Genomic DNA, 11,859 nt, shown 5'->3' with positions numbered 1-11,859 from the left:
CCGTATTATTGCATAAATTTGTAGCCGATTCCCCAGATGGTCTTGATCAATTGCGGTTTCTTAGGGTCTTTTTCGATTTTTCTGCGTAAGTGGTTAATATGTACGTCCACAGCCCTCTCATTAATAAAGGAGTCTGTGCCACGGAGAGCCTGAATCAAAGCATACCTACTGAATACAATTCCCCGGTTCAAATAAAAAAGCTTCATGAGCTCGAATTCTGAATATGTTGTCTCCACATCCTGTCCGTTAACGGTAATCATTCTTTTCGCTAGATCCAAAGTAATGCCCGTTTCAGGTTCAGGTGCTCTGCCTCTTCCTTGCAAGCGTGTGATTTCAATACGACGGAAAAGAGCCTCTATCCGTGCTTTTAGCTCTTGCATACTAAAAGGCTTGCAAATATAATCATCTGCTCCCAACGTAAGTGTACGAATGCGCTCTGATATGTTGTTTTCTGTAGAAATCACGATGATGGGCACGTCCGTATGCTTGCGTATCAGTGGGCAGGGATTCATTCCATCCAAATCTGGAAGCAACAGATCCAGCAAAATAATATCAGGCTGTACGATCTCAAGCCTAGCAATACCCTCAGACGCTTGTTCCACTCGAGTAACGTTGTAGTCTTCTCCTGTTAAATACAAGGAAAGGGTATCTCCCAGCATATTGTCATCTTCAATAATTAAAACATTAGACATGATCATATTTCCTTATCTTTCTATCAAATTCGAGCCAAATAGTTAGGATAACTGCAATGTTTACAACAAGTTTTTGGCAGGTCCTGTTGATAGAGTAAACTCCTTTGGACAGTCTGTCAAAAGATCAGGCTTGTTGTGGCAATCCTGTGGACAAATAGTCCAGATATATATCTATTTGATATGGAAATGTACTATTTTTGAGATTTATTTCTATAATACGACATTTTTCGTTTTTTTATAACAATATACTACAAGTCGTTGATGATAAATTACAAAAAATTAACAAAACACCTCAGAAACATGCATTGACTTAAATGAAAATTATGGTATTTTATTACATAGGAGTTGACATCCTCTGATAGGCCTCTTAGAGAAAAACCCACTATTTAATCTTCTACTAACTTACTCTCAATGTGCTATCTCTGTATTTAATTTTCGTACTTTAATTGTTCTTGCGATCATACTTATGATTCTTTGGTGTGGATATCCCATTGTGAATTCAGACTGTCTACTCTTTTAGATTACATATTTACATTTTTTTGCTTTCCATGCTTGTATTTTTTAAAATCAGGTCAGCGGGAGGACGAGAGATCATGAACACATTCGAAGTGCTGGAGTCCAATGTAAGATCCTATTGCAGAAGTTTTCCAGTTGTTTTCAACAAAGCTAAAAACGATGTACTGTACACGGAGGCAGGCAAGGGTTACATTGACTTTTTTGCCGGTGCAGGGGCTTTGAACTATGGGCACAATAATGATTTTATGAAAAACCGGATATTGGATTATTTAACTTCCGATCGGATTATGCATGGTCTGGATATGTACACGACGGCCAAGCAAGAGTTTATGGAGTCTTTTTCAGAGCGTATTCTCCAGCCCAAGGGCTTGAATTATAAGCTGCAATTTTGCGGACCGACCGGAACTAATGCAGTGGAAGCAGCACTGAAACTTGCACGCAAGGTGAAAAACAGAAATGGTATCTTTGCTTTTATGGGTGCGTTCCACGGGATGTCGCTGGGTAGTTTATCTATTACCAGCAACAACTCCATGCGAGAGAGCGCAGGGGTCCCCCTGAACAATGTTACCTTCATACCTTATAACAGCACATTTAACGGAATGGATACCATTTTGTATATGGAGCAGCTTTTAACAGACACCCATTCGGGTGTGGAAAAGCCTGCCGCGATCATTTTGGAAACGGTACAGGCTGAAGGCGGTATTCATATTGCAGAGACCGAATGGCTGCGTGATTTGCGACAGCTGTGCGATGATCATGATATTTTGCTCATTGTTGACGATATTCAAGTCGGTTGCGGCCGGGTTGGATCGTTCTTCTCATTCGAGCGGGCGGGAATTGTTCCTGATATGGTTGTTTTGTCCAAATCGATCAGTGGATACGGATTGCCAATGTCTCTGTTGCTACTGAAGCCAGAATTGGATATATGGAGTCCGGGTGAGCATAACGGCACTTTCCGTGGAAATCAGCTTGCTTTCGTCGGGGCAAAGGCTGCGCTGGAGTTCAGAGATACGGCAGAGCTGGAAGCACAAGTGAAGGAAAAAGAGGCTTTTGTTCAGCAGTTCTTGCGTGAACATATCCAATCGATAGATCCTCTTATTGAAATTCGTGGCATGGGATTGATCTGGGGGATTGATGTGTCTCATCTGGGAGAAGCGTTCGCCAAGGAGGTAGCGTCTCTCTGCTTTAGTAGGGGACTCATTATTGAACGTGCTGGGCGTAACGATACGGTAATTAAAATTATGCCAGCGTTAACGATAAGCTTGGAAAACTTGCGTAAGGGCTGCGAAATTATTAAAGAAAGTATGGCACAAGTAACCAGTACCTTGGTTACGATGTAAATCGATCAGTAAAGCCCCTTGGCTGGAGCTGCCGTCTGCTGTAAAGCAGGTATGGCGGGCGTCGTCCAAGGGGCTTTCTAGTAAAAAATTAAGAAATAACCGTTTGCGCGTATTTTTGTGCGGATTGTTCTAGTTGCTCATCGGTCAATACTGCAGCACCATATTGTACGAAATAAGGGAGCAATTTGACACCAATCATATGGCCTGTAGCTTCCAGAGGTCTCAACAGCTCTTCGATCGTATACCTGTTCCGTCCGTCATGTTGATAATTTTCCTCAACGCTGGCAGCAGACAAGGCGATCAACAACTCTTTGCCCTGTAGCTTGCCACCTTCGCTTCCATAAGCCCAGCCGTAGGTTAGAACCTTATCCAGCCATTTTTTCAGCAGGGAAGGAGTGCTGTACCAGTAAAAAGGGAATTGCAGAACGATACGGTCATGCTGCTCTAGCAGTTCCTGCTCCTGGGCGACATTGATTTGCTCATCTGGATATACCTCATACAGGTTGTGAATGGTCACGTCGGATTGTTTCTTGAGTTCTTGCGCCCATCTTTTGTTGATGCGAGATTGCGCAAGATCAGGGTGAACGACAATAACGAGGGTTGACATTTAAAACCATCTCCTTCGAACTTATTTATTGTAAGTAAATAACCAATACATATGTAACAATTTTAGTTTCAACTTATGGAATTGTCAACTCTATTACATTTTAAGCTCTATATTCAAAAGACTCCGGCAAGCTCATGCCGGAGTCCATCAAATGAAGTGTTTTTACATTAAGCGATATGATTAAGAGCAACAATTTTGTTTTTCCCAGAGCGCTTAGCTTGATACAGATAGTCATCTGCTTGCTGAAAAAATACATCTTTATCTTTGTTCATTTCCTCTGTATAGCTTTTCAGTCCAATGCTTACGGTTACAGAAACGAGCTGCAATTTCTCCTGAAAGGTCATTTTCTCCACTTCACGCCGGATGTTTTCGACGATCTGATAAGCTTCTTCGAAAGTATGCTCGAACATCAAAATAGCAAATTCCTCACCGCCATAGCGAGCTGCAATGTCATTTGCGGTAATCTGTTCTGTAATGATTTGCGAGATGCCTTCCAAAATTTTATCTCCGAACTGGTGTCCGTAAGTGTCATTGATCTTCTTGAAATTATCAATATCCACTAACGCCAGATGGATGATCGCGCCTTGTTCGGCATATTCGAGTGCTTTTTCATAAAAGTTTTGAAAGGACAAATGATTGTACAGCTTTGTCAAACCATCAGTCATTGACATTTTGCTGATAATCGCGTTACTGATCATTAATTCCTGTTGGGCACGCTTTGTTTTATACAAATCCACTAACAAATCGCGGCCGCTGGCCTGAATAATGAGAGCAAGAAAGGTGGACATAATTAAAAAGGTTGGAATCGCCACGATATCAAAGTCTGACAAATAGCTGCGGAATGATTCATCTGCTGCCAGCAACAGAAAAAAGACGACCACTTGCAATACAAAGGAAAGCCATATTAAGCGACGATTGAAGAACAGAATAGAAGAGAAAATAGGCAACAAACATAGCGCAGGAATAATCCGGATATCATAATTTAGGCGAATAATCATCCAGCAAATGACGGTGCTTGCCATAAACAGGATCGCAAAAGAATACCTGTTAAATTTAAAATGAGCCAACTCTGCCAGTAAGTTGGAACCACTCATGATTAGCGTGGGAATAATAAGGGTTCCGACGTAAAATTCATAAGGCGAAGCGTGGTAATCAAGAAATAAGTAGCTGCCCAGCTGGACGATAAAATGTACAGCTATAATCATCCAATATAGTAATAACATTTTGCGCACCCAGCGGGCTTGTTTTGTTTTGTAATCCATGGTTTGAGTAAGCCGTTTTGTCTTGTTCATGATGTCACCACACTTAATGTATCTTTAGCCATTCTCGTATTATAAGATACTATGTGATGAAGTTGAAGCTAATTTTTTTGAAGGCCATGAACTTGTTAGCCTAGCAACACTTTTACTTGGTGGATAGCCCCGTCCCCTGCAACCGGCAGGATATTATTCGCAAGGACGGTGCCATCTAAGGTAACTGTAACTACACCCTTGGAGACATGCTGTGGATTCGTGATATGAATCACGTAGGTATCACCGCGGAAGACACGGGTGACTGTGAATTCGTCCCAGGCTGTAGGAATGCACGGATCAATACGCAGACCATCCCATTCGGGCTGAATACCGAGAATGGATTGAGTAATAGCTATCCATGCCGCTGTACCCGTCAAAAGACCCAACACATGATTATATTCGAAGATAAAGCCGTTCTTTCTTTAGAAAGACATTTCCTGCCTTATACAAAATGTGCTTGATTTTCTCAAGCATTCTTCTGGAATTTGCAAAATATTCGAAATGGGTAAATATACCTTTTTATGCTAAAATGAAAAAGTTAGAACTTAGCAAGGCAGGAGGTTGCAAGAATGGCACCTATCACATTATTTTTTATCCCGTATGCAGGCGGATCGGCGTCGGTCAGCTTCAAATGGAAAAAGTTGCTACTTCCGCAGATCAAGCTTGTTCCACTGGAATTAGCGGGCAGAGGTATTCGTTCTGGGGAACCGCTAAAGGAAAGCATTGAGGAGATGAGCGAGGATCTGTTGCACAAGATCAGCGAAGAGATAGCCCCGGGCGATCCTTATGCCATATACGGACACAGTATGGGGACGATGATCTCATTCGAGCTGTACTACAAGCTGGTGGCGAGTGGATATGGCAAGCCTGCACATCTGTTCGTTTCGGGTGGACGGGCACCGCATGTCCCAAGAAACTCCCCGTGGTTGCATGATCTGCCCGCAGATCAGTTCAGGACGCATTTGCAGCGGTACGGTCAGCTTTCGGAAGCGATTTTTGACAATCGGGAATTATACGACTATTTTATGCCAGTGTTAAGAGCGGATTTCAAAGCTGTCGAGTTGTACAAGTACATGGCTAAAGCCGTACCTTTACATTGTCCTATCACCGCTTTGACGGGAATGACCGATAACACGGTGACCTTACAAGATGCGGAGGCATGGGCACACCATACGGATCAGCAATTTCGTATGTTTACCTTTGAGGGAGGACACTTTTTTATTCATGATGAAGTGGAACGGATTACGCACATCATCAATGAGACCTTGGAGCAGAGTACGGTAACAAGTAGCATACAACAATAAAAATAAGAGGTGATTTTTAGTGACAGTAGGTGTATTGGCACATTTGTTTGGCAAGTTGCCTTATCGTGAATTGGCTGCAAAGGTAGGCGCAGCGGGCTTTACTCATGTTCAGCTGGCTCCGTGGAGAGCGATCAGTGATGTAGATTTTAATAAACCGGGTAAGTTCAATCCGGGATTGGCACTGTCTATCGCAGAAGAATTTCGCAAGCATGGTGTATCCATATCGGTGCTCGGGTGCTATTTACATTTTTTTATACAGGATGAGGAATTGCTGCGTGAAAATGTAGAGCGCTTCAAAGAGCTGATCCGATATGCGGGTCTGTTAGGAGCACCAATGGTTGCAGCTGAAGTCGGACGTCATGAGGACGGTACCGCCTATACGGAACGTGACTGGAGAGTTGTAAGGGAAGTAGTGCGTGAATTAGCAGTTGAAGCGGAGAAGTGGGGCGTATTCGTAGGATTGGAAGCTGCAAACGATCACTTGGTCGGAACCGCCGTAGAGTTGGCTACCTTTCTGGAGGAAGTACCTTCTTCACACATCGGTGTTGTGATTGATCCGGGTAATCTGCTGAAAACGGAAAATCTGGCGCAACAGGATGAGATCATCCGCGAAGCTTTCCAACTGCTGGGCCCCCGGATTATCGCAGCGCATGCCAAAGACCGGCGGTTGTCATCGTCAGGTGAAATTGAGACGGTGCCGCCGGGTTTTGGAGACATGAACTATGGCCTCTACATGGAACTACTGGAGCAGTACAAGCCGGGGGTTCATATTATTATGGAAGCTGCTCAGGAGCATGAGATGGCTGAATCCAGACGTTATATCGAAGGTCATCGGATAGCCGCTCAGAAAGCGCAACAAGTGCAGACGAGATAGTGTATTCTTTCATATAATCAGGAATGCTGCGTTAATAATTGAGAGACTTGGAAGCGCCTCCTTTTCCAAGTCTCCGTTCCTTTATCCTTCTTTAACCTTGCACAACCGCCACGATTACAATGACCCAGCTTGCCAAAAAAGCCAACCCGCCAAGGGGAGTGATTGCCCCAAGCTTTCTCACACCGGATATACTAAGGGCATACAGACTGCCGGAAAACAGGAGAATACCCACCAGCATAACCCAACCTGCGGTTACGATGAGAGAAGAATGGACAAGGCTGTCAGCAAGAACTCCAAGCAGTAGCAAACCCAGTCCATGAGCGATTTGATATTGAATTCCTGTCTGGAATATGCTGAGCATGTCTGCGGAAAGTCTTTTTTTCAATGCATGCGCGCCGAACGCTCCCAGAGCTACGGCTAAAAACATCACGATACAACCAAGCAATAGCAAAATTTTCATGTTTTAACGCCTCCCTGTGAAATAGTACCGATTCCAATCGATTTCGTCAATTTTCCTTGTGAATCTCTAAACTTATAGAATTTTTCGACTCTCATTTGGCGCCTAGTATGATATATTTTTTCCAGGGCCAATGCGAAGCATTTGGAGCAATAGACAGCGTGTCCTCCACCTTTTTTACGGGAAAGTGAGGTGATGATGCTGTCTTTTTGCGCTGTCGTTTTTCGGAATAAATTCTTGTGTAAAGCCAAAATTGATAATGGAGAGGATGAATGCAAAAGTGATCAGCAGAAAATCCGTGTTCAGGAAATCTGTCTCTATGGTCATGTCAGCCATTTTGGTACTTCCGTTAACCTTGGGCTTATTTCAGGCAGGACCCGACCGTGCATCAGCCGCAACACCGGAATCGACACGTTTTCTACAACTATATAAACAGCTAAAGGATCCGGCTAGCGGATACTTTTCAAAAGAAGGCATCCCTTATCATTCCGTTGAAACGCTCATGAGCGAGGCTCCGGATTACGGACACTTAACGACTTCGGAAGCGTACAGCTACTGGATGTGGCTGGAAGTGCTGTATGGTCATTATACCGGGGATTGGGGGCATTTGGAATCCGCATGGGACAACATGGAGAAATATATCATTCCTGTTAATGAAGGGGACGGTAAGGAAGAGCAACCGACAATGAGTAACTATAATCCGAACAGCCCCGCCACTTATGCCGCAGAATATTCGCAGCCGGATCAGTACCCAAGCCGTCTGAGTGGTCAGTATGGTGCTGGCAAGGATCCACTGGACTCTGAGCTGAAGGCAACCTATGGCAACAACCAGACTTATCTGATGCACTGGTTGTTGGACGTGGATAATTGGTATGGCTTCGGCAATCTTCTGAATCCGTCGCATACAGCTGCCTATGTAAACACCTTCCAGCGTGGGGAACAGGAATCGGTCTGGGAGGCTGTACCACATCCATCGCAAGACAATCAAAAGTTTGGCAAGCCTAATGAAGGCTTTATGAGCTTGTTCACTAAGGAAAATAATGCCCCGGCACAGCAATGGCGCTACACGAATGCCACCGATGCGGATGCACGGGCAGTTCAAGCGATGTACTGGGCTAAGGAATTGGGATATGATAACTCCGTATATTTGAATAAAGCCAAAAAGATGGGAGACTTTTTGCGTTACGGTATGTACGATAAATACTTCCAAAAAACCGGAAGCGCTTCCAATGGAAGTCCTATTGCTGGTACGGGCAAGGATGCGAGTCTTTATCTGATGGCATGGTATACAGCCTGGGGCGGCGGACTTGGCCAAAGCGGCAACTGGGCTTGGCGTATTGGTGCCAGCCATGCACATCAGGGCTACCAAAATGTCGTCGCAGCGTATGCGTTGTCCGATCAAGATGGTGGATTAATACCGAATTCACCAACGGCGGGACAGGACTGGGCGACCTCGCTGAAGCGCCAACTGGAGTTTTATACTTGGTTGCAATCCGATGAGGGGGCCATTGCAGGCGGAGCGACGAATAGCTGGGATGGTGCCTACAAGGCTTATCCATCTGGCACAAGTACCTTTTATGGCATGGCTTATACAGGGGCTCCTGTATATAACGATCCACCGTCGAACAACTGGTTCGGGATGCAGGCTTGGCCTGTCGAGCGGGTTGCCGAGCTGTACTACATTTTAGCCAAGAAAGGGGATACTTCGTCCGAGCAGTTTAAAATGGCTAAACAAGTGACGGAAAACTGGATAGCGTGGTCCAAGAGCTATGTATTTGCCAACGAACGGCCTGTGACTGATGCACAGGGATACTATTTGGACGCTCAAGGTAAGCGTATTCTGGGTGGCAAGAATCCGAAAGTGGCTACTACAGCAGCTAAAGGGGAATTCTGGCTGCCGAGCAATCTGGAATGGAGCGGAAAGCCTGAAACCTGGAGCGGATTTGCCAATCATAAAGGGAATACCAATCTCCATGTGATAACAAAGAATCCAGGGCAGGATGCCGGAGTGCTGGGCAGCTATGTTAAAGCACTTACTTTTTTTGCTGCTGGAACGAAAGCTGAAAAAGGAGACTATTCCGAGTTAGGCAAGGAAGCTAAGGATCTGTCTAAAGCTTTGCTTGATGCTGCATGGGGTTATAACGATGGTATAGGCATTACAACGAAGGAAGCGCGCGAGGATTATTATCGCTATTTCACGAAAGAAGTGTATATTCCGAGCGGCTGGAGTGGTAAGACTGGACAAGGCAACACGATCCCTGGCACCGACGCTACGGCTTCTGATCCGTCCAAAGGCGGCAATGGTACGTATTCCAGCTATAGTGACATCCGGCCTAATATCACTAAAGATCCGCAATGGTCTTATCTCAAAGATAAATACACGACTTCTTGGAACAATCAGACCAAAAAATGGGATAAAGGTGCTCCAGAATTTACGTATCATCGTTTCTGGTCCCAAGTGGATATGGCAACGGCTTATGCCGAGTATGACCGTCTCATTAACGGTAGTGGACCAACCGAGCCGACAGCTCCCAAAGCTCCGGCAAATGTGAAGGCAAATGCAGGGGACGCTCAGGTTACACTGACCTGGAGCAAAGCGACGGGTGCCGATAGCTATACAGTCAAGCGCTCGACAACCAGTGGTGGCCCTTATACCACAGTAGCAACGGTAACAGACAGCACTTACAAGGATACAGGAGTGGTGAATGAAACCACTTATTATTATGTGGCAAATGCAACAAATTCTTTAGGAACCAGCCCAGATTCTGCCGAGGTCAGTGCCAAGCCTACGGCAGCACCCATTCCAGCAACGGGAGATGTGATTGCACAATACCGCGTGGGTGACACCAACCCGGGAGATAACCAGATTCGGCCACTGTTCCGTGTAGTAAACAAGGGTAAAGAGGCAGTTAATCTGAAAAATGTCAAGCTGCGATACTACTACACTGTAGATGGCGACAAGTCACAGGAATTCCATTGTGACTATGCACATTTGGGCAGTAGTAACGTTCAGGGACGTTTTGTGAAACTGGATAAGGCCGTTACAGGCGCAGATTATTATCTGGAAATCTCCTTTGGAGATGGTGCGGGAAGTCTGGCAGCAGGGGAAAACACAGGGGATATTCAGATTCGCATGAACAAGGCGGATTGGAGCAACTATAACGAAAGTGATGATTTTTCTTATGATTCAACCAAGACATCTTATACGGATTGGGACAAAGCACCTTTGTATATAAACGACAAACGTGTCTGGGGGCTGGAGCCTTGATTGTGAACTGATTGTGGAAATTGCGGACGGAACGTGAGAGCACTGAATTCACTTCCGTCCATTTTTTTGTGATCGGATTCGTGGTACACTATGATCGTTACATCACTACATACATGACCGAGGTGACCTGAGACATGAATGACAATTTGGCACAGGCTCTGAATGAGCAAATGAACTTTGAATTTTACTCCGCTCACGTATATCTGGCGATGGCTGCTTATTGCTCGAGTGAAAGTCTGGATGGGTTTGCAAACTTCTTCCTAGTACAAGCTGAGGAGGAACGGTTTCATGCGATGAAACTGTATAAATACATTAATGACCGTAGAGGACGCGCCACATTGGCTGCATTGCCGGAGCCGAAAAATAGCTACGATTCCATGCTGGACGTATTTGAGCATGGCTACAAGCATGAGCAGCAAAACACGCAAAAATTTTATCATTTGGCTGACTTGGCCCTCGATGGACGCGAGCATGCAACGATCCATTTCTTGAAATGGTTTATTGATGAGCAAGTCGAAGAGGAAGCTCTGTTCGACAGTGTTATCCAGAAGCTTAAGCGCATTGAAAGAGACAGCAACGCCTTTTATATGCTGGACAGCGAGTTTGCCAAACGCAGCTTTACTGCCCCTGCGGAGTAATACAGCATACATGGTTTGTTTTGAATGCCGGAGCTAAGACCAGCATTTTATTCGTCTAGAAAGTAGAGGAGCCCGATTTTCGGGCTTTTTTGCGTTGACTTTAATGAACGAATTCCCATCTTTCGAGGGGCTATTGTTATTTTAAATGGAGTTATAGAAAAAATTAATTTGTCGCTGAATGGTGAGCATGCTACAGTTATGTTAACTTTTATATCTTATTAAATAGATGGGAATAGTTATATAGTGGTTCACTCGTTTTATAAAAACATTAGAAGGAGGCGGGTTAGTATGAGTGAAATCTATCGTCTGGCACTCCAGGAGGACGCAGAAAGATTGCAGTATGTGACGTATGAGGCGTATGAAACAATTCGGCAGTTGGAGCTTCGATGGCCTGCCGCTCAGGCAGACGTTGCTCTCATTCAAGAAAACATTAAAAATAATGATTGCTATGTGCTGGAAGTAGACGGTGTTATTCAGGCTACCGTTAGCCATCTCAAAAATAGAGCCCTTAATTTTATAACTGATCTACCGTTTGTGATGTGGTTTGCTGTAGACCCGGCTGCCCAGGGCAAAGGATATGGGAAAAAACTGCTGAATTGGGTAGAGCAAACGATTATTCGTGACAAGGTCGGTGCTCCTGCTGTGACACTGGCGACTGCGGAAAAGCATCCCTATTTGCTATCCATGTACGAGCGTTGGGGATATGAACGTATCCATGCTTTTGACCATGGAACAGGGGACGGGACGATGCATTTACTGCGTAAAGTGGTGAATCCTGAATTATTCTCCACCTACATTCGTGAAAAAAATGAAGCCGAGACAGCCAATCGAAATTAGACGCGATCATAGGGAACGAAGAAGCCGATTCGTT

The 11,859-nt window shown here is 44.8% G+C and carries 10 protein-coding genes and 1 pseudogene; 6 read left to right on the top strand and 5 right to left on the bottom strand.

The genetic code is table 11. From position 1 onward, the window contains the following. Window positions 1-5: 5 nt before the first annotated feature. Entirely contained in the window at window positions 6-692 is a 687-nt protein-coding gene (locus NLX73_RS22715; RefSeq protein ID WP_254327414.1) for a response regulator transcription factor, read from the bottom strand. A 593-nt stretch (window positions 693-1,285) separates the two neighbouring features. On the opposite strand from NLX73_RS22715, the gene ectB reads away from it, so the two are divergent. Further along, window positions 1,286-2,548, top strand: a complete 1,263-nt coding sequence (gene ectB / locus NLX73_RS22710; RefSeq protein WP_254327413.1) for a diaminobutyrate--2-oxoglutarate transaminase — start codon at window positions 1,286-1,288, stop codon at window positions 2,546-2,548. 88 nt (window positions 2,549-2,636) lie between these two features. On the opposite strand, the gene NLX73_RS22705 is transcribed toward ectB, so the two are convergent. The 3 genes and pseudogenes from NLX73_RS22705 to NLX73_RS22695 form a co-directional block, all read right to left on the bottom strand. After that, entirely contained in the window at window positions 2,637-3,155 is a 519-nt protein-coding gene (locus NLX73_RS22705; RefSeq protein ID WP_254327412.1) for an NAD(P)H-dependent oxidoreductase, read from the bottom strand. 167 nt (window positions 3,156-3,322) lie between these two features. Further along, window positions 3,323-4,447 (bottom strand): GGDEF domain-containing protein, encoded by a 1,125-nt coding sequence (locus tag NLX73_RS22700; protein ID WP_254327411.1) that lies wholly within the window; start codon window positions 4,445-4,447, stop codon window positions 3,323-3,325. A 95-nt stretch (window positions 4,448-4,542) separates the two neighbouring features. Further along, window positions 4,543-4,824 (bottom strand): annotated as a pseudogene (locus NLX73_RS22695) (glycosyl transferase); the annotation flags it as partial. A gap of 192 nt (window positions 4,825-5,016) precedes the next feature. Here NLX73_RS22695 and NLX73_RS22690 point away from each other — a divergent pair. Together NLX73_RS22690 and NLX73_RS22685 are read left to right on the top strand one after the other, a co-directional pair. Beyond that, window positions 5,017-5,751 (top strand): thioesterase II family protein, encoded by a 735-nt coding sequence (locus NLX73_RS22690; RefSeq protein ID WP_254327410.1) that lies wholly within the window; start codon window positions 5,017-5,019, stop codon window positions 5,749-5,751. Window positions 5,752-5,770: 19 nt separating this feature from the next. After that, window positions 5,771-6,625, top strand: a complete 855-nt coding sequence (locus NLX73_RS22685) for a sugar phosphate isomerase/epimerase family protein (RefSeq protein WP_254327409.1) — start codon at window positions 5,771-5,773, stop codon at window positions 6,623-6,625. A 91-nt stretch (window positions 6,626-6,716) separates the two neighbouring features. On the opposite strand, the gene NLX73_RS22680 is transcribed toward NLX73_RS22685, so the two are convergent. Further along, complete coding sequence (locus tag NLX73_RS22680) at window positions 6,717-7,085, bottom strand: DUF423 domain-containing protein (RefSeq protein WP_061831662.1); 369 nt, start codon at window positions 7,083-7,085, stop codon at window positions 6,717-6,719. A gap of 316 nt (window positions 7,086-7,401) precedes the next feature. On the opposite strand from NLX73_RS22680, the gene NLX73_RS22675 reads away from it, so the two are divergent. The 3 genes from NLX73_RS22675 (at window position 7,402) to NLX73_RS22665 (ending at window position 11,825) form a co-directional block, all read left to right on the top strand. After that, complete coding sequence (locus NLX73_RS22675; protein WP_254327478.1) at window positions 7,402-10,350, top strand: glycoside hydrolase family 48 protein; 2,949 nt, start codon at window positions 7,402-7,404, stop codon at window positions 10,348-10,350. A gap of 134 nt (window positions 10,351-10,484) precedes the next feature. Continuing rightward, a complete protein-coding gene (locus NLX73_RS22670; protein ID WP_013310291.1) occupies window positions 10,485-10,988 on the top strand; it encodes a ferritin in 504 nt (167 codons plus the stop codon). A gap of 288 nt (window positions 10,989-11,276) precedes the next feature. Beyond that, the gene (locus tag NLX73_RS22665) at window positions 11,277-11,825 is read left to right on the top strand and encodes a GNAT family N-acetyltransferase (protein ID WP_023988541.1); all 549 of its coding nucleotides are present in this window, start codon (window positions 11,277-11,279) and stop codon (window positions 11,823-11,825) included. Window positions 11,826-11,859: the final 34 nt, after the last annotated feature.

This window comes from Paenibacillus sp. CH40, assembly GCF_024213605.1.
GTDB lineage: Bacteria > Bacillota > Bacilli > Paenibacillales > Paenibacillaceae > Paenibacillus > Paenibacillus polymyxa_B.
Note: the sequence above shows the minus strand (reverse complement) of the source record. Positions and strands in the feature narration are given on the sequence as shown.

Bases quoted from the DNA above. Each gene is read 5' to 3' on its own strand.
- NLX73_RS22715 (WP_254327414.1), bottom strand. From the start codon at position 692: ATGTCTAATGTTTTAATTATTGAAGATGACAATATGCTGGGAGATACC.
- ectB (WP_254327413.1), top strand. From the start codon at position 1,286: ATGAACACATTCGAAGTGCTGGAGTCCAATGTAAGATCCTATTGCAGA.
- NLX73_RS22705 (WP_254327412.1), bottom strand. From the start codon at position 3,155: ATGTCAACCCTCGTTATTGTCGTTCACCCTGATCTTGCGCAATCTCGC.
- NLX73_RS22700 (WP_254327411.1), bottom strand. From the start codon at position 4,447: ATGAACAAGACAAAACGGCTTACTCAAACCATGGATTACAAAACAAAA.
- NLX73_RS22690 (WP_254327410.1), top strand. From the start codon at position 5,017: ATGGCACCTATCACATTATTTTTTATCCCGTATGCAGGCGGATCGGCG.
- NLX73_RS22680 (WP_061831662.1), bottom strand. From the start codon at position 7,085: ATGAAAATTTTGCTATTGCTTGGTTGTATCGTGATGTTTTTAGCCGTA.
- NLX73_RS22675 (WP_254327478.1), top strand. From the start codon at position 7,402: ATGGTCATGTCAGCCATTTTGGTACTTCCGTTAACCTTGGGCTTATTT.
- NLX73_RS22670 (WP_013310291.1), top strand. From the start codon at position 10,485: ATGAATGACAATTTGGCACAGGCTCTGAATGAGCAAATGAACTTTGAA.
- NLX73_RS22665 (WP_023988541.1), top strand. From the start codon at position 11,277: ATGAGTGAAATCTATCGTCTGGCACTCCAGGAGGACGCAGAAAGATTG.